Origin of the sequence: Croceicoccus sp. Ery5 (assembly GCF_020985325.1) — a bacterium.
In the GTDB taxonomy this organism is placed as follows: Bacteria; Pseudomonadota; Alphaproteobacteria; order Sphingomonadales; family Sphingomonadaceae; genus Croceicoccus.
On sequence record NZ_CP087587.1, the window covers coordinates 494,982 to 521,345 of the forward strand.

Consider the following 26,364-nt stretch of genomic DNA (forward strand, 5'->3'; position numbering starts at 1 on the left):
CGGGCTACCAGCCTTTCTCCGCCTCGCGCGCATCTCGGGCCGCGCCCATTTCGGCCTGCATCTCGTGCATCTGGATGTTGGCCTCGATCGCTTCCTGCCGCATGGCGGGCAGGTGCTTCATCGCGGCGCCGCCCATCTGGGTGCGGACCTTCTTTTCGTCATAGGGGCGGTTTTCCAGCCGGGCCCACACGAATTCGCGGAAGGTCAGCGTCATGATGTCCTGCACCGCCGCGCCCTGCGCGCTTTTGCCTGCGGCGGGCGTTGTGCATTGCGGCACCACTTGTGCGCGCTGATCGTCGAGCCGGTGAATGCGGGCGACGCAATCGATGCCCGCTTCGGTCTTGAATGCGACGGCGTCGGTGCCGACACGCTCGCGCGTGGTCTTGTGCCGGTAAAACGGCGGCTTGCCGTCGACCAGCGCGGCATCCATCAAATGACCTGCAATTTCCTCATTCGACGCGACCAGTACCGGCCCGTTCTTGATGTCGATCACTTCGGTCGTGCCGAACGTAAAGGGCGGCGAAAAGAACACGCCCAGCCCCACCACGGCGCACGCACCGCCCCCGATCAATAGGTCTTTCATACTGCCTCCCCGTCGGCATTGAACAGTGTGGTCTTACGGGCGGAAACTATCGCTAGGGTTAATTCGGCGTGACCTCGCCGCTGCGCGCATGTGCAGGAAATTCGCCAGCGACAGCGCAAAAACCGCTTGCCCGCCCGCGTTGCTGACGCTAACGGCGATGATATGTTATATCATGCACGAACCGCCCGCCGCCTTCCCCTCCTTATCGGCGTTGCCGCCCTTGCCCTGCCGGTCGCTGCCTCTCCGGTCGCCGCCCGCGCGCAGCAGGCCGAAACGCCTGCGCCCACGACCGCCACCCATGACGACGACGACGATTTTCACGGTCCCGATATCGTCGTGACCGCCGGCGGGGTGGGGCAGCTCGACATTCTGGCGGGGACTTCGGTCGTCACTGGCGTCGAATTGCAGCGCAAGATGGCCGGCCAGATCGGCGAGGTGCTTGAGGATTTGCCCGGCGTTTCGGCCACCGGCTTTGCGCCCGGTGCCTCGCGCCCTGTGCTTCGCGGCTTTCAGGGAGAGCGCGTGCGCGTGCTGACCGACGGGATCGGGGCGATCGACGCATCGAATACCTCTGCCGACCATGCCGTCACCATCGACCCGCTGACCGCCGACCGGATCGAGGTGCTGCGCGGGCCCGCCAGCCTGCTGTATGGCAGTTCGGCCATCGGCGGCGCGGTCAATGTGATCGACCGCCGTATCCCGCTGCGCATCCCTGACGAGCCGATCCATTTCGACGGCACGATGGCGGCCGATACCGCCACCGATCTGCGCGAAATGGGCGGATCGATCGATGCGCCGCTGGGCCGGCAATTCGTGGTCCATGTCGACGGTTCATGGCGCAAGACCGACGATCTGGACATTCCCGGCTATGCCGCCAGCAAGTCCTTGCGCGCCGAATTGCTGCACGAGGCAGAACACCATGCCGACGAACCCGAAGAAGCCGAGGAGCTGGTCGAGGCCGCGAATGTGCGCGGTATCGTTGAGAATTCGGGCACCGAAACATGGTCGGCAGGCGCGGGCCTGTCGTGGATCGGCGATCGCGCCACGCTGGGTGTTTCGGTCGGGCTGTACGATACGTTCTACGGCGTGCCGCTTCGTCCGGGCGCAGGCCATCACCACGAGGAAGAGGGCGAGGATCACGCCGACGAGGATCACGACGAGCATGAGGAAGAGGGCCACGAGCACGAAACCGTCGATATCGACATGCGCCAGTGGCGCGGCGACCTGCGGGGTTCGCTGTCGTTCGACGATGGCCCGTTCTCTGAGATAAAGACCCGCTGGGGCGTCAACAACTATACCCATACCGAGCTGGAGAATGGCGAGACGGGAACCGTGTTCGACGTGACCGGCGTGGAAGGCCGTGTCGAACTGGTCCAGCGTGGCGGCTTGCTGGGCGCGCAAGGCGGTGGATCGGTCGGCGGGCAATATTACCGCCGCAAGCTGGACGCCACGGGCGAGGAAGCCTTTGTGCCGCCCAGCACGACCAGCCAATATGCGCTGTTCACGCTGCAGGAATTCGATCTCGATGCCGTCACGCTTGAGCTGGCGGGGCGCTATGAGCATGCCGATCTGTCGGCGGACGGGTTTGCATCGCGCAATTTCGACAGTTTCTCAGGCGCGGTCGGCGTATGGCACGAAACATCGGGCGGCTTGCGCTTTGGCCTGAACGCCAGCCGCGTCGAACGCGCGCCCGCGGGCGAGGAACTGTTCGCCGACGGGCCGCATCCCGCGACCCAGCAATATGAAGTGGGCGACCCGTTCCTCGACACCGAAAAGGCACTGGGGGTCGAGGCGTATCTGCGCGGCAGTTTCGGTCCGGCCACATTCTCGCTGACCGGCTTTGCGACGAAATTCGACGATTACATCTATCTGGCCGCCACAGGCGAGGAAGCCGACGATCTGCCCGTCTATCAGCAGATGCAGGACGATGCCGATTACATCGGCTTCGAGGCGGAGACGAGTTTCCCGCTTGTCACGCTGGGCGATGTGACCATCGGCAGCGAGATGTCGGCCAGCTATGTGCGCGCGGAACTGGACGACGGTTCGCCCGTGCCGCTGATCCCGCCGCTGTCGGCGCGCTATGCGCTGACCGCGCAGACGCGCCAGTTGGAAGGGCGCGTCGAACTGGGCCTGTATGACGATCAGGACCGCGTGGCCGATTACGAGACCAAGACCGACGGTTTCACCATGGTCGATGCCTCGCTGGCGTGGAAGCCGTGGCGCGGAAACCGCAATCTGACCGTGATCGCGCAGGCGGACAATATCTTTGACGTCGAAGGCCGCCGCCATGCCAGCGCGACAAAGGATTTCGTGCCGATGGCAGGCCGCAATTTCAAGCTGAGCCTTCGCGTCAGCCTGTGATGCGAAGAGGGTGCGGGCGGTCCGAAAGCGTACCGGACCGCCTGCCCCTTTTTTCGCCTAGCGCGCGCCCACGATGGTGAACTGGCCGATGGTGCGAACCCCGTCCTGATCCTGATCGGAAAGCCCGACCGTCAGTCCGGCTTCTGCCCCCTGCGGCCCGAAGAACCAGCCTTCGTAAGGGGCGAACAGGGTCGGGTTCTGGTAATTCAGAATGCCGCCGAAGCCGCGCGTCTCGTCATCCAGCGACGTTTCGCCCGTGAAGGTGCCAAAGTCATAGGTCGACGGTACGGCGGTGCCCGTTCCGAAAACGCTCTGCAACTGGCCTGTCACGCGTACCGACAGGTTGACCGCACCCGTCGTCAGATTGACGCTCAGCGATTCCGCGCTGCCGGTCAGCCGGTAAAGCGCGACCGTATTGTCGGGGAACAGGCGATAGGCATTGCCGCCCGTGCTGAAATCGGTGAACGACACCTGCGTCTGCGACGGCTGATCGGTCAGCAGCGTCGGAACGCCGAAGATGCAATTATAGGTTTCGACATAGCCGGTCATCGTATTGCGCGCGAACGCATAGAGGACGCGCGTATAATCCGCCGTGCTGCCGCCCGGTTGCGGGGCGAACAGGATCATGCGCGTGGTAAAACCGTCGGTTCCCGTGCGGCGATATGCCTTTTCGGCATTGGCGATGGTGTCGTCCACATCGGCCGGGCCAAAGCTTTCGTCGATGCCATAGGCCGTCAGGCGATAGGTGCTTTCCGAAGCGTCGTAATCCAGCGTGACGCCCGGATCGGCATAGAACGGGGTGGGGTTCAGCAGGATGAACGCCCCGCTGCCCTGTCCCGTCGTCTGGCATGCCGCCTGAAAGCTCTGGTCGCCGGTCAGCTCGCCATAGGCGGGATAGCTGGGCGAGGGCGTGGGCGACGGGCCGGGCGAGGGCGTCGGCGAAGGCGTTACGACCGGCGAGCCCGACTGGCCGCCGTCCCCGCCACCACAGGCGGAGAGCGATGCGCTGCATGCAAGCAGCGCCAGCATCCTCAAATTCATATGTTTTATTGGTCCCCGGGGGAAGATACCCCGTCGCAGGATTTATTCCCGATTGGCGTTTATGCAAAACGGAATCGGCAGCTGCAGGGCAGCCTAATCCTTTTTCGTACGCTTTATGCCGGTCAGGTCTGGCATTTGCGATCAGAACAAGGCCAGCTGCCCGTCGAGCGAAGGCGGGCGGAACGCATGACAATCGAGCGCCAGCCGCCGCTGCGGAATGGCGCTGCGCCTGACGGCCAGATCGAAACGCGCGCGCAGCATTTGCGCCCATGCCCCTTTGGGCCGAAAGCGTTCGTGGAAACGGTGTTCGTTGTCGCGTCCGCCGCGCATATGCTGCACCAGCGCCATCACCTTACCCGCGCGATCGGGGTAATGCACGTCCAGCCATTCGCGGAAAAGCGGCGCGACCTCGTGCGGCAGGCGCATCATGATCCAGTTCGCGCTGGACACGCCCGCCTCTGCCAGATGCGCGACGGTGCGTTCGATGAATTCGTCGGTGATCGCGGGCACGACCGGCGCGATCATGCCATGCGTCGTCACCCCCGCTTTTGCCAGCTGCGCCAGCGCCGCCAGCCGCTTTGCGGGCGAAGGCGCTCGCGGCTCCAGCGATTGCGACAGCCGCGGGTCGAGGCTGGTGACCGAAACAGCCACTGCCGCCAGATTGCGCCGTGCCAGTTCGGCCAGCAGGTCCAGATCCTGCAGCACGCGGTCGGACTTGGTGGTGATGGTGACGGGGTGGCCGACTTCCAGACACAGCTCCAGTATACGGCGCGTGATGCGATAGCGGCCCTCGATCGGTTGATAGGGGTCGGTGTTGGTGCCCATGGCGATGGGCCTGACCGTATAGCCGGGCTTGGCCAGCGTCTTGCGCAGCAGATCGGCGGCATTCGGCTTTGCAAACAGCTTCGTTTCGAAATCCAGACCGGGCGAAAGGTCGTGATAGGCATGACTGGGCCGCGCGAAGCAATAGATGCAGCCATGCTCGCACCCGCGATAGGCATTGATCGAACGGTCGAATCCGATGTCGGGCGATGTATTGAACGTCAGGATGGAGCGCGGATGTTCCTCCGTCACCGTGGTGCGCGGGCGCGGGGCGGCGCCATCGATGTCCTGCGCCGCGTCCAGCCAGTCGCCATCATCCAGCCGTTCGGCCAGCCCGAAACGCTGCGGCACCGCATTGCTGGGCGCGCCGCGACCCTTTTGCGCGCGATGGAGCGCGGGATCGGGGTGAGGGCGAGTCGGCATGGTCGCAATTTACCCACGCCTTCAGAACAAAACAAGAACTTATGGATTTGTTCACCGCGCCCGCCTATCCAGCCAGCATGATGCACGGACCCCATCAATTCGAAGTGACAGAGGATCTGGTCGTAGAGGCCATGCGCCGGCACATGATCCGCCGCATGACACACGGGCTGGTGGGCAAGCTGTTCATCGCCGTGCTGGTGCTGCTGGCGGTGCTCGTCGCGCTCGATCTGCTGTTTTACGGGCGGCTTTCGCCAGTTTCACTGGCCTTCGTGATTGCGGTGCCGCTGGCTCTGGCGATCATCAACCTGTGGCTGGTGCCGCAAATGGGCCGCCGCCAGTTCCGCCAGAGCGCGGCACTGCGCGCGCCATCCGGCATCGCGTGGGATGGCGGCGCGATCCATTTCACCAGCGAGAGGGGCGATGCGAACATCCCGATGGCCGAGCTGTACCGCTGGGACGAGACGGAGAATATCGTGCTGCTCTATCAGACCGAGATGTTCTTCAACATCGTTCCCAAGGCCGCGCTGAACGGGGCCGCGGACGATCTGATCGCGCGGATTGACGCGATGGGGGTCAAAAGGAACTAGGGCCGGTAAACCCCGTCCTTGTCGCGGCGGGGCCATCCGGTCAGCATGCGAAGCACCGTGCGCGCAGCGGTGCGGCTGCGCTGGCTGTCGGGGCGGCCGGGGGGATCGGCGAAATTCGCGCTGACATGCGGCCCGATCCGGCCTTCGCCCAGCCAGAGCCCTGCTTCGGGCAACAGCGCAGCCAGTTCGGACGCAAGGGCGCGACAGGCATCGGGGTCGTCGCGGATCGTGTCATAGCGGAAATCGCCGCTCCACCGGCCCGATGCATCCTCATGCCACAATGACGCGCGCTGCCGACGGTCATAGTCCGCGATATCGGGCAAGCGGGCCTGCGCCGGATCGGTTTTTCGGAGCCGGAGATAGCGCGCCCGGCTGAATGGCCCGCGCGCCATATCGATCGAAAAGCCGCCGCCATATTTATCGGTGCGAATGGCAAGCCCGTGCCATTCGGTGCCGGTCAGCCGGTGAAAGACGGGATAGTCGCCGTCGAAACCCATGGCGTGCAAGGCCGGTTCGACGATGTCGCGGATCGCCTTGCGCATATGCCGGTTGCTGGTCGTTCCGGCGGCCATGTCGGTTCTCCGCCAAAGGCGTCCCTAACGCTCCCGCAAACGGGGCATCAGTTCCACGAAATTGCAGGGGCGGTTCCGGCTGTCGAGCTGTTCGGCCAATATGCCGTCCCACCCGTCCTTCACCGCGCCGTTCGATCCCGGCAGCGCGAAAATATAGGTGCCGCGCGCCACCACGGCGCAGGCGCGCGACTGGATCGTGCTGGTGCCGATGGTCTTCAGGCTGAGATAGCGGAACAATTCGCCAAAGCCGGGGATCTCGCGCGTTTTCACGCGCATCAGCGCCTCTGGCGTGACGTCGCGGCCGGTCAGGCCGGTGCCGCCGGTGGTGACGACGGCATCGATCGCCTCATCCTCGATCCAGCGATGGAGTTCGGCCGTGATCAGCTCCACATCGTCGCGGATGATCGCGCGGTCGGCCAGATTGTGCCCTGCCAGCGTGATCCGGTCGGCCAGAATATCGCCGCTGGTATCGTCGGCCCCGGTGCGCGTGTCCGACACGGTCAGCAGCGCGATATTGACGGGTTTGAACGCCCGCGTCTCGTCGATCGCCATCGCCTCAGCCCCCGTTGCCGACGGTAGAGGACGTCACCTCTTTCCCGTGCATCGCCACCGCGCCCGTTCCCGTAACGCCCGGAAAGCGGGGCCACAGGTTCTGGGCATAGGCCTCGCGCGCGTCGGAATCGCGGCCCATCTGGCGCTGGTACATCCAGTAATTGGTCGTCACGATCGCGACATAGGCGCGCGTTTCCCAATAGGGGATCGATTCCATCCACAGTAGCGGATCGCCCTGTGCGTTCACTTCGCTGTTCCAGCGCTGCACGGGCGACAGCCCCGCGTTATAGGCCGCCATGATCTTTGGCAGCAGGCCCTGCGTGCCGCTGGCATCGCGCAGCATTTCAAGGTTTTTCTGCCCATAGCTCATATTGGTCGCCGGATCTTTCAGCGCCGACGTGCTTTGGCCAAGACCCAGACCCGCGTGCTGGCGCGCGGTGATCGGCATGATCTGCATCAGCCCGACCGCGCCCGCGGGGCTGACCGCCTCGGGCTGGAACCGCGATTCCTGAAGCGTGTGGGCAAAGGCCAGCGCGGGATCGACCCGCCAGCCGTCGACCGGTTGCCAGCGGGTCAGCGGATAGCGTGTGGCGGAATCGGGCTTCGTCCCCGGCGGCGCGTTATAGGCCATGGCCAGCTGCGTTCCGGGTAGGCCCAATGTGCGCGCAAGCCGGGCCAGCGGCTGATATTGCTGCGGGCTGCCGATCTGCGCCTGATGGCGCAGCACTTCGTCGGCCAGGCCCTCGCGCCCGATTTCGACCAGCGCGATGGCAGAGCGGATGTTGGTGTTGCCCGACAACGCGGTCCAGTCGCCGCGGTCAAAGCCGTTTTGCGAATGGATCGGCGGCAGGCGCATGCCCAGCTGTTCGGCGGCCAGCATGCCATACAGCGTTTCGGAATAGCCCGCCGCGCGGCGCAGCGCGGGCGCGGCCTCTTCGGGCTGGCGGCAGCGGGTAAAGCTGCGCGAGGCCCAGTAATGGGCAGCGGCGCGCAATTCCTGATTATCGGCGGTCTGCGCCGCGCGGGTAAAGCCGTCGGCGGCCAGTTCGCAATTGTTCAGCCGCCATGCCGCCAGCCCCGCGACCCACCAGCCCTCGCCCACCCACGGGCCGGAGCCGCCATTGGCCACATTGCGCGCCAGCGTCAGGGCGTTGGCGTCGTCGTTCTCGATATAATAGCTCCACGCCACGCGCTGGCGCCATTCCGCGCGCGCGCCCGACGACAGGCCCGCATCCACTCCGTCGAGCAGCAGCCGCGCTCCATTGGGATCGTCATTGGTGATCCGTTCCAGAATGGCATTGGCGATGGAATCGGGCATCGAACCGTCACCCACCGAACGCGGGCGGGTGCGTTTTTCCGGTGCGCGGATCGATACAAGCCGCTGCGTGCTGGGCAGGCTGGGCGCGGTTTCAAGCCCGCGTTTCAGCGCCAGCCGCCCGATCTGGCCCGATTGCGGCAATTCGGTGCCGCGCGCCAGCCATGCGTTCAGCGCGGGCAGCTCTATCTTTGGCGAGGTGGGGGCAAGGTAATATTCGGCCAGAGCCAGCTGCGTCAGCAAGCCGTCGGGCTTCTGCGCCAGCATGAAATCGACCTGCGCCCAGTTTTCCGCGTCGATCTGGCGGAACACCTCGGCATAAAAGACGCGGTCCTCGGCACTTAATTGCGCGGGGATCTGGGCCGATTGTTCGACGGCGGCGATCGTATTGGCGGTATTCGCCCATGCGGCGGGCGCGCCGGCAAGCGTGCCGGTCATCGCCAGCAATGAAATCAGCGTGCCCGACACGATGCGGGTGACTTTGACAGTCATGGATCAGCGGTTCCTTCTTGCCTGTTCCTGCCAGCGCGAAGCGGGTGCGATCCCCGTGGCGCAAGGGTAAAGAGGCGAAACTCAAGGAAAAGTGAATCGGCAGCCGGTTTTCGTCAAGACGGGCGCGAGAGCGATAGCCACCGTTGCCACCAAACCGCCTTTGCCTGCGGCCTGCTGCGCATGACGGCCAGTGGATAACTTGCCAGCAGGGGGATTTCATGTGTGCCGGCCCCGTCGATTCCGCCGTTTTCCACCGCGATCGCGCCTTGCGCCGATGCCTTGTCGAATCGTTCGGGGGACAGCATTTTCAGCACGTCTTCACCGAAAACGGCCAGCATTTGCGGCGCGGCCAATGCGATATGATGCCGCATTAATGCGCCGAGCCCCTCTGCATATAGGCCGCGCCAGTCGGCGGCGGGCGTATGGCGGGGCAAGGCAGAGGCGAGATAGCAATCGGCGCGCTTCAGCCCCATCGCCGCCAGCATCGCATCCAGAAGCTGCCCGTCCTGCCCCGACAGCAAGGCATCGCCATCGTCCTGCGCGGGATCGGCGACCAGCACCATCAGCCTTGCCCCCCTGTCGCCGACAGGCGCGACGCGGCCCGCCAGCGGCCCGCGGTCGACCAGCGGTTCGGCCAGCCACCAGTCGCGGAACGCGGGCAGGCTGCCGGGCCAGCCCTGCGCCGGTCCGCCGATTTTCGGCGCGGGCGGGGCCGGTCGTTGCACCGGCTTGGGGCGCGGCGCATCGCGGTCCGTCTTGTCCTTGGCATCGGCGGGCGGCGCACCTTCGGCGATCCAGTCATGCGGATCGTCGTCGAATGCCAGATCGACGCCCGCATCGGCCCAGAACGCGGCCCAGCTTTCCACCAGCGCCCGCCCGTCGGCGTCGGCCATGGCTTCTCCGTTCGGGGCCGCAGGATCGGAATAAGGGGTCAATTCGTTGTCCGGTCAGAATGCCGATATTTCATTGTCACCCTTGACCACGCGGCGTTCTGCAATCAAGCCCTGACGCGAAAAGCGGGCACTTATTGCGCCAGTGCCTTATTGGATGAAATTTTGAGGGAGCCTTTGATGTCCGAACGCGAATCCATGCCTTATGATGTCGTCATCGTCGGTGGCGGCGTGGCGGGATTGGCCGCCGCCATCCGGTTAAAGCAGGTCAATGCCGATCTGGACGTCTGCATCCTTGAAAAAGGGTCGGAGATCGGTGCCCATATCCTGTCGGGCGCGGTGATGGACCCCAAGGCGCTGGACGAGCTGCTGCCCGACTGGCGCGACGACGGTTGCCCGATGGCCGAAACGCCGGTGACCGATAACTGGCACTGGGCGCTGACCGCCAAGGGCAAGTTCGCCATGCCGCATCTGATGATGCCGCCCTTTATGTCGAACGAGGGGAATTATACCGGATCGCTGGGCAGCCTGACCCGCTGGATGGCCGAAAAGGCCGAGGGGCTGGGCGTCGAGATTTTTCCCGGCTTTCCCGCATCGGAAATCCTGTGGAACGAGGACGGTTCGGTCAAGGGCGTGGCGACCGGCGACATGGGCGTTGCCGCCGACGGCAGCCACAAACCCGATTACCAGCCCGGCATGGAACTGCACGGCAAATACACCCTGTTTGCCGAGGGTGCGCGCGGCCATCTGACCAAGATGCTGAAGTCGCGTTTTGACCTGGAGGCGAATTGCGAGCCGCAGACCTACGGCCTTGGCATGAAGGAATTGTGGGACATCGATCCCAAGAAGCATGTGCCGGGCCGCGTGCTGCATACGCAGGGCTGGCCGCTTTCCGAAAATGACGCGTCGGGCGGCGGTTTCCTCTATCATCAGGCGAACGGACAGGTCGCTTTGGGTTTCGTCGTCACGCTGGATTATGCGAACCCGTACCTGTTCCCGTTCGAGGAATTCCAGCGCTGGAAACAGCACCCCGAAATCCGCAGCATTCTGGAAGGGGGCAAGCGCGTATCCTATGGCGCGCGGGCCATCAACGAAGGCGGCTGGCAGTCGGTGCCCAAGCTGACCTTCCCCGGCGGCGCGCTGATCGGCTGTTCGGCGGGCTTCGTCAACGTGCCCCGCATCAAGGGCAGCCATACCGCGATGAAATCGGGCATGCTGGCCGCCGAAAGCGTGGCCGCCGCCATCGCCGCTGACCGTTCGGGCGACGAGGTGCTGGATTACGAAACCACCCTGCGGTCGAGCTGGATCGCGGACGAATTGAAGAAGGTGAAGAATGCCGAGCCTGCGCTGGCGAAGTTCGGCGGTGCGCTGGGCACTTTGGTCGCGGGTGTCGACATGTGGATGCGCACACTGAAAATCGGCCTGCCCGTCACGATGAAACATCACCGCGACTGCGACATGCTAATGCGTGCCGATCTGTTCAAGCCGATCGACTATCCCAAGCCCGACGGGGTGATCAGCTTCGACCGTTTGTCGAGCGTGTTCCTGTCGAACACCAATCACGAGGAAGACCAGCCCTGCCATCTTCAGCTGAAGGACCCCGATGTTCCGCTGAAGATCAACCTGCCGGTCTTTGCCGGTCCTGCCGCGCGATACTGCCCCGCGGGCGTCTATGAATATGTCGGCGTGGAAGAGGGCGACCCCAAATTCGTGATCAACGCTCAGAACTGCGTCCACTGCAAGACGTGCGACATCAAGGACCCGACGCAGAACATCAACTGGGTAACGCCCGAAGGTGGCGGCGGGCCGAACTATCCCAATATGTAAGACCCCCGTCATGGGAGCATGCGGCGACGTGAAAGCCACCGGTTACGCCAAGATCAACCTTGCCCTGCATGTGCGGGGCAGGCGGGCCGATGGCTATCACGATATCGAGACGATTTTCGCCTTTGTCGACGCGGGCGATGTGCTGTCGGTACGCACCGGTCAGGCGGAGGACCGCCTGCAGGTGGCGGGCGAATTTGCCGATGCGCTGGGCGGATCGCCGGTGGGCGACAATATTCTGATGCAGGTTCTTGGCGCGTTCCCCCGCCCGGTCGGGAACGGGCACGACGGCTGGCATGTCACGCTGGAAAAGAACCTGCCCGTCGCGGCGGGGCTGGGCGGGGGCAGTGCCGATGCGGGCGCGCTGATCCGGCTGATCTGCGACAGCCACGGCTGGCCCGACGACTGGCAGGAGCGCGCGGCGAAACTGGGCGCGGACGTGCCCGCCTGCGTCATCAGCCAGACCGCGCGCGGCACCGGCACCGGCACCGAACTTACCGTGATCGATAGCGAGCTGACCGGCATGGCCGTGCTGCTGGTCAATCCGCGCAAACCGCTGGCGACGGGTCCGGTGTTCAAGGCGTGGAACGGCATCGATCAGGGGCCATTGGCCGAAGGGACATTGCGCGACATCGTGCCCAAGGCGCGCAACGATCTTGAGGACGGGGCGCGTGCCCTCGTCCCCGCCATCGGGCAGATAATCGGCGCGCTGAAAGCCACCCATCCGTGGCTGGCGCGCATGTCGGGTTCGGGCGCAAGCTGCTTTGCCCTGTACGAAAGCGCAGAGGCGCGCGATGCCGCCGATGCCGAAATCGCGATGCGCTATCCGGACTGGTGGCGGATGAAGGGCACCCTCAGGTGATCGAGGAAACCGAAAGCTGGCGGCGCATCGGCACGCCCGTCCATGGCGGCATCGTGCTGGTATCCGACCACGCATCGAACCGCGTGCCCGACGATATGGAACTGGGCATTACGCAGGCGCAGCTCGACGATCACATCGGCTGGGACATCGGCGTAGCGGGCGTGGCCGACCGCATGGCCCGCCGCCATGGGATTGCCGCCCATCTCGGCAATGTCAGCCGCCTTGTCGTCGACCTCCACCGCGAGGAAGACCACGACAGGCTGATCCCCACGGAAAGCGACGGCGTGCTGGTGCCCGGCAATATCGGTGCGGACCGCGAAGGGCGGCTCGACCGGTTTTACCGCCCCTATCACGATGCGATGGAGGACTGGCTTGGCCGCGCGGCGCCGCGGCTGATCGTCTCGCTCCACAGCTTTACCCCCGCGATGGCGAGCGACCCCGACAGCATGCGCCCGTGGCACGTGGGCCTGCTGTATAACCGACAGGGCACGGCAGCGCGCCATGCGATGCGGCTTTTCGCGGAATACGGGCTGACGGTGGGCGATAACGAACCCTATTCGGGCCGCCTGCTGAATGCGACGATGAACCGTCATGCAGAAGCGCATGACCGCCCCTATCTGGCGATCGAGGTGCGTAACGATCTGATCCGCAACGAACGCGGACAGGCGCGCTGGGCCGATATGATCGCCGATGTGGCCAGACGCACGGCGGAACTGATCGGCTGACCGTCCTTTCCGACAGCGGACAAGCTGTGACGGGGATGCGGGACAGCAATTCTTGCTTCGGTTATGGTGCCCGCTGCGCTAAGGGCGCGCCAAAGCGTATTTTCGCGCAATTTATGTGAACCGGAGTCCCGACAATGCCTGCCTATCGTTCCCGCACATCCACCCATGGCCGCAATATGGCGGGTGCGCGCGGGCTGTGGCGCGCCACGGGGATGAAGGACGATGATTTCGGCAAGCCGATCATCGCCATCGCCAACAGCTTCACCCAGTTCGTGCCGGGCCATGTTCATCTGAAGGATCTGGGCCAGCTTGTCGCGCGCGAGATCGAGGCGGCGGGCGGCGTGGCCAAGGAATTCAATACCATCGCGGTCGATGACGGGATCGCCATGGGGCATGACGGCATGCTCTATTCGCTGCCCAGCCGCGACATCATTGCCGACAGCGTCGAATATATGGTCAATGCCCATTGCGCCGATGCCATCGTGTGCATTTCCAACTGCGACAAGATCACGCCCGGCATGCTGATGGCGGCGCTGCGGATCAATGTGCCGGTGGTGTTCGTGTCGGGCGGCCCGATGGAGGCCGGCAAGGTCGTGCTGAAGGGCAAGGAACACGCGCTCGATCTGGTGGACGCCATGGTCGCCGCCGCGGACGAGAGCTATACCGACGAGGAAGTGACCGCGATCGAGCGTTCGGCCTGCCCGACCTGCGGTTCGTGCAGCGGCATGTTCACCGCCAATTCGATGAATTGCCTGACCGAGGCGCTGGGCCTGTCGCTGCCCGGCAATGGCTCGATGCTGGCCACCCACGCCGACCGCGAGGCGCTGTTCCGCGAAGCAGGCCGTCTGGTGGTGGATCTGTGCAAACGCTATTACGAGCAGGACGACGAAAGCGCGCTGCCGCGCAATATCGCCAGCTTTGCCGCGTTCGAAAACGCGATGAGCCTTGATATCGCGATGGGCGGGTCGACCAATACGGTGCTGCACCTGCTGGCCGCCGCGCATGAGGCGAAGGTCGATTTCACCATGGCCGATATCGATCGCCTGTCGCGCGGGGTGCCGTGCCTGTCGAAAGTCGCGCCCGCCAAGTCCGATGTGCACATGGAAGACGTGCACCGCGCGGGCGGCATCATGGCGATCCTTGGCGAGCTGGACCGCGCAGGGCTGATCAACGGCGAATGCCCCACGGTGCACAGCCGCAGCCTGAGCGAGGCGATCGGGCGCTGGGACATTACGCAGACCAATTCGGACAGCGTGCGCAATTTCTATGCCGCGGCGCCGGGCGGCGTGCCGACCCAGACCGCCTTCAGCCAGAACCGCCGTTGGGAATCGCTGGATACCAACCGCACATCGGGCGTGATCCGCAATGCCGAGAACGCCTTTTCCAAAGATGGCGGGCTGGCGGTGCTGTCGGGCAATATCGCGCTGGACGGCTGCATCGTGAAAACGGCGGGCGTGGATGAAAGCATTCTGAAATTCACCGGCCCCGCGCGCGTTTACGAAAGCCAGGAAGCCGCCGTCGTCGGCATTCTGGCCGATGAGGTGAAGGCAGGCGAAGTCGTGGTGATCCGCTATGAAGGGCCGCGCGGCGGGCCGGGGATGCAGGAAATGCTCTATCCCACCAGCTATCTGAAATCGAAGGGTCTTGGCGCGGCCTGCGCGCTGATTACCGACGGACGCTTTTCGGGCGGCACCAGCGGGCTTTCGATCGGGCATGCGTCGCCCGAAGCGGCCGAAGGCGGCGCGATCGGGCTGGTCGAAACGGGCGATACCATCGCCATCGACATTCCGGGACGCAGCATCAACCTGATGATCAGCGATGCCGATCTGGCCAAACGCCGCGCCGCGATGGAGGCAAAGGGCGATGCGGCGTGGAAGCCGGCCCATCCGCGCCCGCGCAAGGTTTCGGAAGCGCTGCGCGCCTATGCCGCGATGACGACCAGCGCATCGCGCGGCGCGGTGCGCGACGTCGACCAGCTTTACCGCCGTTAACCGGCCGGCCGCCATGCACCATCAGCCGCACCCGATCGCACCCGATCAGGTGCTGACCGCCGCGCAGATGCTGCATGCGGAACACAGGCTGATGGATGCGGGCACCGATGTCCACGCGCTGATGCAAAGGGCGGGGCGCGGAGCGGCGGAATGGGTCTGGCGGGTCGCAGGCGGCGCGCCGGTGACGGTGCTGTGCGGGCCCGGCAATAATGGCGGCGACGGCTATGTGATCGCGCAGGCTTTGCACGAACGCGGATTTCCCGTGCATATCGTCGCCGCGCTGCCGCCCGCCACCGATGCGGCGCGGCGTGCGGCATCGCTCTATCGCGGTGCCAGGGCGGATCCGGCGGAAGCCGGGGGTGCGGTGCTGGTCGATTGCCTGTTCGGCAGCGGTCTGAACCGCGAAGTCACCGGCATGCTGCGCGACATGCTGCACGATCTGGCCGCGCGCCACGGCAAGCGTATCGCCATCGACCTGCCCAGCGGCGTTGCGACCGACAGCGGGGCGATGCTGATCGACACCTTGCCGCATTACGATCTGTGCATCGCGCTGGGCGCGTGGAAGCCTGCCCATTTCCTGATGCCCGCGATGCAGCATTGGCGCGCGGCGCGGCTGGTCGATATCGGATGCGGGCAAGAGCGCGGCGCGGCGCATCTGATCGGCAGGCCCGCGATCCATGCCCCCGCTGCGGACGCGCATAAATATACGCGCGGCCTGATCGCCGTGGTCGGCGGCGCGATGGAGGGGGCGGCCATGCTGGCCTCCCGCTCTGCGGCATTGGGCGGGGCGGGCTATGTCAAAATGCTGGCGCAGGACAGCGTGTTCAGCGCGCCCGCCGATCTGGTGGTCATGCGGTCCCCCGGCATGATGACCCTGCCGCAGGCCCTGTCGGACGACCGGATCGCCGCGGTGCTGTGCGGACCGGGGCTTGGCCGCGACCATCAGGCGCGCGAACGGATGGAGGCCGCGCTGGAATCGGGCCATCCCGCCGTGCTGGATGCCGATGCGCTGGTGCTGTTGCGGCTGGCGAATGTCGCGGGCCGCACGGCCCCGCTGGTGCTGACCCCGCATGAGGGGGAACTGGCGCGGCTGGAACAGGCATTCGGATTGCCGGAAGAGGGGGGCAAGCAGGCCCGCGCCCTTGCGCTGGCAAAGGCCACGAATGCCGTGGTGATCGCCAAGGGCGCGGACACGCTGGTCGCATCGCCCGATGGCGCGCTGGCCTATGCGCCGCGCGCGTCGAGCTGGCTGTCGGTGGCGGGCACGGGCGATGTGCTGGCAGGGCTGGTCGCGGCGCGGCTGGCGGTGACGGGCGATGCATTCCGCGCCGCGCAACAGGCAGTCTGGCTGCATAAAGAGGCTGCGCGGCAGGCCGGTGCCGGTTTTACCGCGGCGATGCTGGCGGAATCGGTACGCGATGCTATGGGCGCGGCCCTATGACCGCACATTCAATCAGCAAGGTTCTGCGCATTGCCGCAAAGGGCGATGGCCAGACCGAAGACGGGCGCTTTGTCGCGCTGACCGCGCCGGGCGACGATGTCGCGCCCGATGGCACGATCATTCCCGGCCCGCACCACGCCGCCCCCGCGTGCCGCCATTTCCCGCAATGCGGCGGCTGCCAGTTGCAGCAGCTGGACGAGGAAAGCTGGCGCGGTTTCGTGACGGCGCGCGTCGCCAATGCCGCCGAGGGGCAGGGGCTGACCCCCGATGTGCCTGAGCCTGCCGAGCTGTCCCCGCCCGCCAGCCGTCGCCGCGTGACCCTGCACGCCGAGGCACGCGGTCGGTCCGTCCGCATCGGTTTCCGCGAAGCGCGCTCGCACAATATCGTCGATATGGCCGAATGCGCGGTGATGGCTCCCGAACTTTTCGCAATGGTCGCGCCGCTGCGCCGGCTGATTGCGGGTTTCGGGCGCAAGCGGCTTGCCATCGATATCCAGATGACCTTGTGCGATCAGGGGGTCGACTGCAATATCGGCGGCTATACGCCCGAAGGTCTGGCCGAGACGGAGGCCATGATCGGTTTCGCGCAAGGGAACAGCCTTGCGCGCCTGACGCTGAACGATGGGTATGGCCCCGAAACCCATTGGGAGCCGGAACCCGTCACCGTGACCCTGTCGGGCGTGCCCGTGGGCCTTCCGCCCGGCAGCTTTCTGCAACCGACACGAGAGGGAGAGGCCGCGCTGGTCGCTGCCGCCAGCGAATGGCTGGCGGGGGCGAGAAACGCTGCCGATCTGTTCGCGGGGCTGGGCACCTTTGCCTTTGCGCTGTCGGCAGGCGGAGCGAAAGTGCTGGCGGCAGAGGCTGCGCGCGATGCGCATCTGTCGTGCAAGGCGGCGGCAGGCATTTCGCAGCGGCAAGTCTTTGCCATGCACCGCGACCTGTTCCGCAATCCGCTTCAGGCGGACGAGCTGGCGCGGTTCGATGCGGTGCTGCTCGATCCGCCGCGGGCGGGGGCAAAGGAACAGGCTGCGCGGCTGGCCGAAAGCGCGGTGGGGCGGATCTGCTATATCAGTTGCAACCCGTCGAGCTGGGCCAAGGATGCCGCGGCGCTGGTCGCGGGCGGCTACCGGCTGGCGAAACTGCGCCCCGTGGGACAGTTCCGCTGGTCGACGCACGTGGAGCTGGCCAGCCTTTTCATCAGGGATTAACCTAGCACCGACAGCAATGCGCGGACCGACAACAGCGCCAGCGCAAGGCTGGACACCACGAACAGTGCAGCGCGGATGGTGATGACATTGACGCGCGCCTGCCAGATCGAATGGGCGATGCGGATCACGACATAGAACCACGCCAGCCCCGCATCATATCCCGTCGCGCCGCCCAGCGACAGGATCACGCAGGCGGCATAGAACGCCGTCGGCTGTTCCATCAGATGGTTGTAATTCTGCGCCACCCAGTCCTTGGCATCGGGCGCGGTGCGTGGGATATCGCGCCCGATCGCGCCGGGGGGCATCTTGTCCAGCCTGATGCCATGCTGGCGGAACAGCATGCTTCGATGCACCAGCATCCAGACGAACATCACCATGGTCCACACCAGCAGCACGGCTGCCGGAACCAGAATTGCTGTATCGGCCATGGTTTCCCCCAAATATCGCGCCGCGCCAGAGACTGCCGCCCGCTGATCGCGGTGTCAAAAGCTTTGCATTCGGCTTCGCGGGGGCGCTGCTGTCGCTTGCGTGTCACCGTTGCGGGTCTATATCGGCGCACTCAACTGTTACTGGTCCGCCGCGGCGCGGGCCGCGAAGTCAAGGAGATGCGTTGTGGGCAAGGTTCTGGTGATCGGCGCGGGCGGTGTCGGTTCGGTCGCGGTGCACAAGATGGCCATGAACGCGGATATTTTCAGCGAGATCGTGCTGGCCAGCCGCACCGTTTCCAAATGCGATGCCATTGCCGCCAGCGTCAAGGAACGGACCGGCGTGACCGTGCCGACCCATGCGATCGACGCGGACGATGTGGCGGCCACCACCGCGCTGATCGAACAGGTGAAGCCCGATCTGGTCGTCAATCTGGCGCTGCCCTATCAGGACCTGTCGATCATGGATGCCTGTCTGAACGCGGGCGTGCATTACATGGACACCGCGAATTACGAACCCAAGGACGTCGCGAAGTTCGAATATCACTGGCAGTGGGCCTATCAGGACAGGTTCAAGGACGCGGGGCTGATGGCGCTGCTGGGCAGCGGTTTCGATCCGGGCGTGACCAGCGTGTTCGCCATGTGGCTCAAGAAACACAAGCTGAAGACCATCCGCCTGCTCGACATCCTCGACTGCAATGGCGGCGATCACGGTCAGGCCTTTGCCACCAATTTCAATCCCGAAATCAATATCCGCGAAGTGACCGCGCCCGCCCGGCATTGGGAGAACGGCGAGTTCGTCGAAACCCCCGCGATGGGCGTGAAGCAGCAGTTCGACTTTGCCGAAGTCGGCCCGAAAAACATGTATATGATGTACCACGAGGAGCTGGAAAGCCTTGCCCGCTTCGTGCCCGAGATGGAGCGCGCGCGGTTCTGGATGACGTTCGGCGACGAGTATATCAAGCACCTGACCGTGCTGCAGAACGTGGGCATGACGCGCATCGATCCGGTGATGTATAACGGGCAGGAAATCATCCCGCTGCAATTCCTGAAGGCCGTGCTGCCCGAACCGTCCAGCCTTGGCGAGACGACCAAGGGCAAGACCAATATCGGCGATATCGCCACGGGCGAGGCGCTGGACGGTAGCGGCGAGAAGACGTTCTATATCAGGAACATCTGCGATCACGAGGATGCCTATGCCGAAACCGGTAACCAGGCGGTTTCCTATACCACCGGCGTTCCGGCGATGATCGGCGCGGCCATGATCCTGACCGGTAAGTGGAAGGGAGAGGGCGTGTTCAACATGGAGCAGTTCGATCCCGATCCCTTCATGGACATGTTGAACAAGCACGGCCTGCCGTGGACGGTCGAGGAGCTGGACGGGCCGCTGCCCTTCTGACCGGAGCGGAACCGATGGAAGGACCGCCGATCCTGTTCGTCCATGGCGCGCTGGGCGATGCGCGCACATGGGGGCCGGTGCTCGACGCATTGCCGTGGAACGTGGATGCGCGGGCGATCACGCTGTCTTTCTTCGGCACGGCGGCATGGTCGGGCGACGGCAGCGCTTTCGGCACCGAACGGCACACGCAGGATCTGGAACAATTCATCGACGCCACCATGGACGCCCCCGTGGTGGTGGTCGCATGGTCATACAGTTGCCATCCCGCGCTGCTGCTGGCCAAACGCCGCCCCGATCTGGTGGCAGCGCTTGTGCTGTACGAACCCGCATTCGCCAGCTTTATCGAGGATGAGGGACTGCGTGCCGAATTTGGCGCCGACGCCGCAGCATGCTTTGGTCCGGTGGGCGAGGCATTGGCGCAAGGCGGGGAGGAAGCCGCGGCCCATGCGCTGTTCGATCAGGTCGGCAAACGGGGCTTTATCGCCGATATGGCGCCGGAACGCCGCCGCCTCGCGCTCGATAATGCGCGCATGATGCCGCTTTTGATGGGCAAAGGCGCGCCGCCGGTGAAGATTTCGGCGGATGAAGTCCGCGCGCTGGACATTCCGGTGATCGCCGCGATGGGCGCCGAAACCCGCCCGGCATTCGCCATCCCGACGCGCGCGCTCGCCGGTCTTGCGCCGCGGGGCCGTCTTGAAGTCGTGGAAGGGGCGGGCCATCTTTTGCCCGAAAGCGATCCGGCGCGTTTTGCGGGGCTGGTCAGCGACTGGCTGGCCCATGCCGAACTGGACGCGCAATGATGGGCCGGATCGCATCATGGCAGGAGCGGGAATGAAACTATCGTGGTCGGCTATCGCACTGGCATGCAGTCTGGCCCTGACCGGCTGTTACAGCCATTCCGCGCCTGACGATGGTCCCGAACCGCCGGTTGACGCCATATCGTCGCCGGTTCTTCCCGATGCGCAAAGCTGCGAGGCGCAGGGCGGCGCGCTTGACCGGCGGGGCAGGGCGCAGACCCTGATGTGCGTGCATCCCTATCCCGATGCGGGCAAGGCGTGCCGCGACAACCAGCAATGCACCGGCAAATGCGTGACTGCCCCCGACGACGGGCCCGATGGCCAGATCGTAGGCACGTGTCAGGCCGACGACGCGCTGTTCGGCTGCTATGCCGAAGTTGTCGATGGCAAGGCCGTGCGCGCGATCTGCGTCGATTGACGCACAGCCCAGTCCCGAATGCAGGAGTTTGATTGATGGAAACCCGCGCCGGCGATCCCGGAGCCTTCGCCGATTTCGACCTGACCCTTGTCGACAGTCCCGCATTCGTGGTCGATGCCGCGAAGCTGCGGTCGAACCTGCGCGTGCTGGCCGATATCCGCGACCGTTCGGGCTGCAAGGTCTTGTCCGCGCTCAAGGCATTTTCGATGTGGTCGGTCGCGCCGATGATCGGCGAATATCTCGACGGCGTGTGCACGTCGGGCCTGTGGGAAGCGATGCTGGCGGGCGAGCATTACGATGGCGAGATCGCGACCTTCTGCGCGGCATATAAGGAAGAGGACATGGAGGAAATCTGCCGCCTGTCCGATCATGTGATCTTCAACACGCCGATGCAGCGCGAACGCTTTGCCGATATCATCGATGCGGCGCGCAACCGCGGCGAAACATTCGACATCGGTCTGCGCGTGAACCCCCTGCATGCCGAGGGCGAGGTGCCGCGCTATGATCCGTGTGCCCCGCATTCGCGGCTGGGCTTTCCGGTCGACCAGCTGACCGAGGAGCATCTGGAAGGCATCGACGGGCTGCACTTCCACAGCCTGTGCGAACAGGATCTGGAACCGCTGAAGCGCACGTGGGACGCGCTGCTGCCGCATATTGAATATGTCATCCCCGACCTCAAATGGCTGAACTTCGGCGGCGGGCACCATATCACCCGCAGCGATTACCAGCGGGACGAGCTGGTGCAGTTCCTGATCGATGTGCGCGATACGACGGGCTGCGAAATCTATCTGGAACCGGGCGAAGCGGTGGCGCTGGACGCGGGGATTCTGGTCGGCACGCTGCTCGATACGCATTGGAACGGCATGCCGCTGGGCATCACCGATATCTCGGCCACATGCCACATGCCCGATGTGCTGGAAGCGCCCTATCGCCCCGCCATGCTGGGGGAACGCGACGATGTGGAGCCGATCCGGCTGGGCGGTCCATCCTGCCTCGCGGGTGATGTGATCGGCGATTACGGCCTGCCGGTCGAGCCCGAGGTCGGTGCGCGTTTCGCCTTTCTGGATCAGGCGCATTATTCGATGGTAAAGACCACCACGTTCAACGGCGTGCCGCTGCCGTCGATCTGGCTGTGGGATTCGGAAAGCGGCCTGCTCGAGAAGGTGAAGACCTTCGGCTATCGCGATTTCCGCGACCGGTTGAGCTGAACGGAGCGGTTTGAAGGGGTTTCGGGCAATCCGCGTGGGGCCATGGATGAACCCCGCACGGATTGCCCGACCACAGGTTTGACAATCGATGGCGCATGGCGATGGACGGATGATCGCCGCGGCCACATGCGGTGGGCGTAACACCGCATCTGCCAACATTGCCGCCAGCCGGACTCGATAGGCCTAACGGACCGATGCGACCCGTGGCAGCAATCGCCCCCTACGGACCTTTGCGTCATATTTTCGAAATAATCGAACACCGGGTATGATCCCGCAGGCGCCAGTCCCCCGATTGGCCCCCGATCACGCGCAATCCTATTGCGCCGCGATCGTTCAAAATTGAAGGTGCACCAAGCGGTGCATCGCGTTGCATGCCGATGCAACCCGGTTGCATTCCGGTCCCGATTGGCGCAAATGCGCCCGATGCAACGCGTCGACGCCTTTTCCGAAAAGCTGGACCTGCTGCTCAAGGCGTCCAGCCTTAGCCGCGTGGCGCTGGCGCAGCGCGTGGGGGTGGATAAATCGCTGGTCGGCCGCTGGGTAAAGGGCACGGTCCATCCCGGCGAACATAATCTGGCACGGCTGACGGCGGTGTTTCAGGACAATTTCCCCGATCTGACCCTGGCCGACTGGTATCAGGATCTGGCGGGACTTGCGGCAAAGGCGGGCGTTGCCATGCGCGCGGGTATCCCGACCGGCCCCGAAATGCGCGCCGAGGGGCCGTTCGCCAGTATTGTCGAAGCATCGGGCAGCGATCTGGCGGCGCGCGCGCCGGCCTATGAAGGGTTCTGGCGCACCACGCGCCCCTCGGTCCTGATGCCCGATCAGCCGTTCCACGATTACGGACTGTTCCGCCGCACGGCCGACGGCATGATGGAAGTCATCATGGAGGGAGCGGGATTGAGCTTTACCGGCTGGATGTTCCCCATGTCGGGCAATCTCTATGTCTTTTTGTTCGATCCGGTGGGCCGCACCCCGCTGATCGTCGTGCTGAAGGGCGTGCCCCTGCCGCGCGCCGAATCGATGGAAGGGCTGCTGCTGCTTTCGGCGCTGGACGCCAATCGCACACCTGCCGCACTGCCGATCGTGCTGGAACGTCTGGGCGATCTGTCGGGCGACAGAGAGGCCGATAATGCGACGATGAAGCGCATGGCCGAGGAAGAGGCGAAACCCGTCGACCCCATCGACGACGACAAGCGCCGCGCCTTTCTCTATCGCGACGTCGGGCCCGAGGCGCAGAAGGCGGGAAAACAGCTTTTCATGATCGCGCCGGGCACATTGTCGCGCGGTTCGACCAAAGCCGGTTTGATGGGGTGACGGGCTGACGGTCTGTTGGCTGATACGGGATTCCTAGCGAAACTCGTTCATCGTTTCGGCCAGCCGTGCCAGCGTTCCGAATTGTTCGATCGTGCGGGCGACCATCTGTTCGTCCATCGCGGCATTCATGTGTCCGCTTTCGAACATATTGCCCGTCTTCACCGCGATCACCAGATCGCCGCGTTCGTGGCGCCCGTCGAACAGCGCGCAGATGTCCTTGCCGGCAAAGCTGTTCTCGATCTCCAGCAGCCTTTCGACATAGGACGGGTGGATCAGATATCGCGCCTCGACCGGATCGGTGGTCCACGCATCGAACGCGTCCTCGAATTCGGGATGGACGATGGGGACCGATTCGAACCGCTCTCCGTCCAGCTTCACCGCATCCTTGCGCCCGCCGAAAAAGCCGCGATGTTTCCCCTCGCGCAGCAGCAGCGTGCGCGAATGGATGCCGCGGCCATATTGCATGGTGATGATCGCGCCGCGGAACACGGTGACCCAGCGGCGGTTCTTGCCGCTGCCGCGCTTCTCTTCCAGCTTCGCCTCGTGCAGTTCGAAATGATGGCCCGCGATTTCACCCGACCAGTGATCCTCGAAATGGGCGCGGTCGTGGCGGGGGACCATGCCCAGCGCCTTGGCGCGGCGGAAACCGGTGCCCGGCAGGCTGTCGATCGTAAAGCTGAGGCCCAGCGATTGCGCGATGGCGCGGTTGATCCCGTCCTTCACCGATTTGCGCGCCTCGGCAATCGGGCGGCGCGTCCATGCGGTGGCGGCGATAAAGACCATGCCTGTCACCACCGCTTTCAACTGCATGGGAACGGGTATCGCGATCCATGCGAAAATCAGGACCGGCCCCAGCACGATGGCGGCCTTCCACATGCGACGATGCGATTCGGCCTGCGCCTCGCTGCGCATGTCCTTTTGCTGTTGCAGCCAGCCACCCAGCGGGCCGGCCATCAGGCTTTGTGCTTGCGGCAATTCGATCATCGCACACTCCGACGCCCGGATTATCGGCCGGGCCGGGAAACAGGATGGGAAAGGCGCGCCGCGACGGCGCACCCTTCCCATGAAGCCACACAATGCCTAGGCTGGGCACAACGGCAAGGATTCGCAAGGGGAAATGCGGTCGATGACGGGCTGGATTATCGTTCTGATCGTGGTGGTTGCGATCGCGATCCTTGTGATCGGCATTTACAACAGGCTTGTTTCGCTGCGCCAGTCGGTGCGGCAGGGCGTGGCCGATATCGACGCGCAATTGCGGCAAAGGCACGATCTGGTGCCCAATCTGGTCAGCACGGTAAAGGGCTATGCCGCCCACGAATCGGAAACGCTGGAGGCAGTGATCGCCGCGCGCAACCGCGCCGCATCGGGCGCGCCCAGTTCGGGGAACGAGGAGCAGCTGGCCATGGCGCTCAACCGCTTGCTCGCCCTGTCGGAAGCCTATCCCGAGTTGAAGGCGAACAGCAATTTCCAGCAGTTGCAGGGTGAGCTTGCCGATATCGAGGACAAGATCGCCGCCGCCCGCCGCGCGCTGAATGCGGCGGTATCGCGGTACAATACCGGTATCGAAAGCTTCCCCGCCGTGATGTTCGCGGGCGCGCTGGGGTTCCGGCAGGCCGATTTCCACCGGCTGGACGATTCGGAAGTGGGCACCGTGGACCAGGTGCCCGAAGTGCGGTTCTGACCGGAAAAAACCGGCGTTTCAAACCGCTGGTCGAACACAGAATCCGGCCTGTCGCGCTATCTCTGGCCCGCCGGAACGCGTGAAATTACCTTGCGTTTTCCGGACCGGTGCTTATATGCGCCCCCTTCGCTGCCCCATGGGGACTTCCAAACCGCAAGGCAGCTCTTGTTGAATGTTACCTCTGGGGGTCCCTTGAATTGTCCATCTATCCCGACGCAACTGCTGTAGCCCGCGCCCTGTCGCCGGACGAACCGGTTATTCTGAACCGCCCGCATGCTGCGCGGCGTGCTGCGCAGTTTTTCGTCCAGAAATTCCCCGGCAAGGTGCTCTATGCGGTGAAGGCGAATCCTTCGCCCGATCTGCTGCGCGTGCTGAACGATGGCGGTGTGACGCATTACGACGTCGCCTCGATCGCCGAAGTGCGCCTTGTGCGCAGCACCTTGGGCCCCGATGTGACGCTTTGCTTCATGCATCCGGTCAAGACCGAGCGCGCGATTGCCGAGGCCTATTTCGACCACGGCTGCAAGACCTTCAGCCTCGACAGCCATGACGAGCTGGACAAGATCGTGCGCGCCACCACCCGCGACGGGGTAGAGGCCAGGGACCTGCGCCTGTGCGTGCGCCTGCGCGTCTCGTCCGAATATTCGGAACTGTCGCTGGCGGCCAAGTTCGGTGTCGATCTGATCGACGCGCCCGGACTGCTGCAGGCCGTCCGGCAAAAGGCGGACTGGCTGGGCGTATGTTTCCACGTCGGATCGCAGGCGATGACCCCCTTTGCCTATGTGCAGGGTCTGGAACGCGTGCGCGCGGCGATTGCCGAAGCCAGCGTCGTGATCGACATGATCGACGTAGGCGGCGGATTTCCGTCGGTCTATCCCGGCATGGAACCCCCGCCGCTGGAAGATTACTTTCAGGTGATCCACCGCCATTTCTATGAACTGCCCATCGCCTATAACGCGGAACTGTGGTGCGAGCCGGGCCGTGCATTGTGCGCGGAATATAACTCGATGATCGTGCGCGTCGAAAAGCGGCGCGAGAACGAGCTGTTCATCAATGACGGTGCCTATGGCGCGCTTTTCGATGCCGCCCATATCGGCTGGCGCTTCCCCGTCCGCCGCGTGGCGGGGCCCGAGAATGACGCCGAGACGGCCGATTTCGCGTTCTATGGCCCGACCTGCGACGATGCCGATTACATGGAAGGCCCGTTCCCGCTGCCTGCCGACATGCGCGCCGGCGACTATATCGAAGTGGGCATGCTGGGTGCCTATGGCGCAGCGATGCGCACCGGCTTCAACGGCTTTGGCGACGGACCGGTCGAAACCGTGTCGGACGAGCCGATGAGCAGCCTGTATCGCGGCGACCGCGCCGATCCGCGCGTTTCGGATAATGTGATCTCGCTGCGTTAAAAGGCGGCGGCATAAAACATCAAA

Annotated in this window: 24 protein-coding genes; 15 read left to right on the top strand and 9 right to left on the bottom strand. The window is 64.6% G+C overall.

Annotated features, from left to right (window positions below; all coding sequences use genetic code 11):
* Nucleotides 1-4: 4 nt before the first annotated feature.
* Nucleotides 5-583, bottom strand: coding sequence for a hypothetical protein (locus tag LOZ74_RS02455; RefSeq protein WP_230292739.1), 579 nt, complete (start codon nt 581-583; stop codon nt 5-7).
* Nucleotides 584-745: 162 nt separating this feature from the next.
* Between LOZ74_RS02455 and LOZ74_RS02460 the strand changes: the two genes are divergently transcribed.
* Nucleotides 746-2,944, top strand: coding sequence for a TonB-dependent receptor (locus LOZ74_RS02460; protein WP_230292740.1), 2,199 nt, complete (start codon nt 746-748; stop codon nt 2,942-2,944).
* 57 nt (nt 2,945-3,001) lie between these two features.
* Here LOZ74_RS02460 and LOZ74_RS02465 read toward each other — a convergent pair whose 3' ends face one another.
* Nucleotides 3,002-3,985 (bottom strand): hypothetical protein, encoded by a 984-nt coding sequence (locus LOZ74_RS02465; protein WP_230292741.1) that lies wholly within the window; start codon nt 3,983-3,985, stop codon nt 3,002-3,004.
* A gap of 141 nt (nt 3,986-4,126) precedes the next feature.
* Complete coding sequence (locus LOZ74_RS02470; protein WP_230279019.1) at nt 4,127-5,230, bottom strand: PA0069 family radical SAM protein; 1,104 nt, start codon at nt 5,228-5,230, stop codon at nt 4,127-4,129.
* A 41-nt stretch (nt 5,231-5,271) separates the two neighbouring features.
* On the opposite strand from LOZ74_RS02470, the gene LOZ74_RS02475 reads away from it, so the two are divergent.
* The gene (locus LOZ74_RS02475) at nt 5,272-5,817 is read left to right on the top strand and encodes a YcxB family protein (protein WP_230292742.1); all 546 of its coding nucleotides are present in this window, start codon (nt 5,272-5,274) and stop codon (nt 5,815-5,817) included.
* On the opposite strand, the gene LOZ74_RS02480 is transcribed toward LOZ74_RS02475, so the two are convergent.
* The 4 genes from LOZ74_RS02480 to LOZ74_RS02495 form a co-directional block, all read right to left on the bottom strand.
* Nucleotides 5,814-6,389, bottom strand: a complete 576-nt coding sequence (locus LOZ74_RS02480) for a hypothetical protein (protein ID WP_230292743.1) — start codon at nt 6,387-6,389, stop codon at nt 5,814-5,816. The genes LOZ74_RS02475 and LOZ74_RS02480 overlap by 4 nt on opposite strands.
* 24 nt (nt 6,390-6,413) lie before the next feature.
* Complete coding sequence (moaB, locus tag LOZ74_RS02485; RefSeq protein WP_230292744.1) at nt 6,414-6,941, bottom strand: molybdenum cofactor biosynthesis protein B; 528 nt, start codon at nt 6,939-6,941, stop codon at nt 6,414-6,416.
* Nucleotides 6,942-6,945: 4 nt separating this feature from the next.
* Complete coding sequence (locus LOZ74_RS02490) at nt 6,946-8,748, bottom strand: lytic transglycosylase domain-containing protein (protein WP_230292745.1); 1,803 nt, start codon at nt 8,746-8,748, stop codon at nt 6,946-6,948.
* Nucleotides 8,749-8,861: 113 nt separating this feature from the next.
* Nucleotides 8,862-9,641, bottom strand: coding sequence for a uracil-DNA glycosylase family protein (locus LOZ74_RS02495; RefSeq protein WP_230292746.1), 780 nt, complete (start codon nt 9,639-9,641; stop codon nt 8,862-8,864).
* A gap of 177 nt (nt 9,642-9,818) precedes the next feature.
* Between LOZ74_RS02495 and LOZ74_RS02500 the strand changes: the two genes are divergently transcribed.
* From LOZ74_RS02500 to LOZ74_RS02525, 6 genes are all read left to right on the top strand, one after another.
* Nucleotides 9,819-11,465, top strand: a complete 1,647-nt coding sequence (locus tag LOZ74_RS02500; RefSeq protein WP_230292747.1) for an electron transfer flavoprotein-ubiquinone oxidoreductase — start codon at nt 9,819-9,821, stop codon at nt 11,463-11,465.
* 10 nt (nt 11,466-11,475) lie between these two features.
* Nucleotides 11,476-12,324: a 4-(cytidine 5'-diphospho)-2-C-methyl-D-erythritol kinase gene (locus LOZ74_RS02505; protein ID WP_230292748.1), complete on the top strand. Its 849-nt coding sequence runs from the start codon at nt 11,476-11,478 to the stop codon at nt 12,322-12,324.
* On the top strand, nt 12,321-13,049 hold the full coding sequence (locus tag LOZ74_RS02510; RefSeq protein ID WP_370638866.1) for an N-formylglutamate amidohydrolase: 729 nt from the start codon (nt 12,321-12,323) through the stop codon (nt 13,047-13,049). The genes LOZ74_RS02505 and LOZ74_RS02510 overlap by 4 nt, the downstream gene beginning before the upstream one ends.
* A gap of 134 nt (nt 13,050-13,183) precedes the next feature.
* Nucleotides 13,184-15,040 (top strand): dihydroxy-acid dehydratase, encoded by a 1,857-nt coding sequence (ilvD, locus tag LOZ74_RS02515; protein ID WP_230292749.1) that lies wholly within the window; start codon nt 13,184-13,186, stop codon nt 15,038-15,040.
* Nucleotides 15,041-15,053: 13 nt separating this feature from the next.
* Nucleotides 15,054-16,481: an NAD(P)H-hydrate dehydratase gene (locus LOZ74_RS02520; RefSeq protein ID WP_230292750.1), complete on the top strand. Its 1,428-nt coding sequence runs from the start codon at nt 15,054-15,056 to the stop codon at nt 16,479-16,481.
* Nucleotides 16,478-17,689: a class I SAM-dependent RNA methyltransferase gene (locus LOZ74_RS02525; RefSeq protein WP_230292751.1), complete on the top strand. Its 1,212-nt coding sequence runs from the start codon at nt 16,478-16,480 to the stop codon at nt 17,687-17,689. Before LOZ74_RS02520 ends, LOZ74_RS02525 begins: the two co-directional genes overlap by 4 nt.
* On the opposite strand, the gene LOZ74_RS02530 is transcribed toward LOZ74_RS02525, so the two are convergent.
* Nucleotides 17,686-18,117 carry an MAPEG family protein gene (locus tag LOZ74_RS02530; RefSeq protein ID WP_230292752.1) on the bottom strand — a complete coding sequence of 144 codons (432 nt, stop codon included), beginning with the start codon at nt 18,115-18,117 and terminating at the stop codon, nt 17,686-17,688. The genes LOZ74_RS02525 and LOZ74_RS02530 overlap by 4 nt on opposite strands.
* A gap of 184 nt (nt 18,118-18,301) precedes the next feature.
* On the opposite strand from LOZ74_RS02530, the gene LOZ74_RS02535 reads away from it, so the two are divergent.
* The 5 genes from LOZ74_RS02535 to LOZ74_RS02555 all read left to right on the top strand — a co-directional run bounded on the left by LOZ74_RS02535 (nt 18,302) and on the right by LOZ74_RS02555 (nt 23,253).
* A complete protein-coding gene (locus LOZ74_RS02535) occupies nt 18,302-19,513 on the top strand; it encodes a saccharopine dehydrogenase family protein (RefSeq protein WP_230292753.1) in 1,212 nt (403 codons plus the stop codon).
* A 14-nt stretch (nt 19,514-19,527) separates the two neighbouring features.
* Entirely contained in the window at nt 19,528-20,313 is a 786-nt protein-coding gene (locus tag LOZ74_RS02540) for an alpha/beta fold hydrolase (protein ID WP_230292754.1), read from the top strand.
* A 31-nt stretch (nt 20,314-20,344) separates the two neighbouring features.
* Nucleotides 20,345-20,728 carry a hypothetical protein gene (locus LOZ74_RS02545; RefSeq protein ID WP_230292755.1) on the top strand — a complete coding sequence of 128 codons (384 nt, stop codon included), beginning with the start codon at nt 20,345-20,347 and terminating at the stop codon, nt 20,726-20,728.
* 35 nt (nt 20,729-20,763) lie between these two features.
* Nucleotides 20,764-21,936 (top strand): carboxynorspermidine decarboxylase, encoded by a 1,173-nt coding sequence (locus LOZ74_RS02550; RefSeq protein ID WP_230292756.1) that lies wholly within the window; start codon nt 20,764-20,766, stop codon nt 21,934-21,936.
* 423 nt (nt 21,937-22,359) lie between these two features.
* A complete protein-coding gene (locus LOZ74_RS02555; RefSeq protein ID WP_230292757.1) occupies nt 22,360-23,253 on the top strand; it encodes a helix-turn-helix transcriptional regulator in 894 nt (297 codons plus the stop codon).
* 33 nt (nt 23,254-23,286) lie between these two features.
* Here LOZ74_RS02555 and LOZ74_RS02560 read toward each other — a convergent pair whose 3' ends face one another.
* Nucleotides 23,287-24,207, bottom strand: coding sequence for a DUF3137 domain-containing protein (locus LOZ74_RS02560; RefSeq protein ID WP_230292758.1), 921 nt, complete (start codon nt 24,205-24,207; stop codon nt 23,287-23,289).
* Nucleotides 24,208-24,379: 172 nt separating this feature from the next.
* Here LOZ74_RS02560 and LOZ74_RS02565 point away from each other — a divergent pair, with 172 nt between their 5' ends.
* Both LOZ74_RS02565 and LOZ74_RS02570 read left to right on the top strand, forming a co-directional pair.
* A complete protein-coding gene (locus LOZ74_RS02565) occupies nt 24,380-24,934 on the top strand; it encodes a LemA family protein (protein WP_230279001.1) in 555 nt (184 codons plus the stop codon).
* A 197-nt stretch (nt 24,935-25,131) separates the two neighbouring features.
* On the top strand, nt 25,132-26,340 hold the full coding sequence (locus LOZ74_RS02570; protein ID WP_230292759.1) for a type III PLP-dependent enzyme: 1,209 nt from the start codon (nt 25,132-25,134) through the stop codon (nt 26,338-26,340).
* The last annotated feature ends 24 nt before the right edge of the window (nt 26,341-26,364 follow it).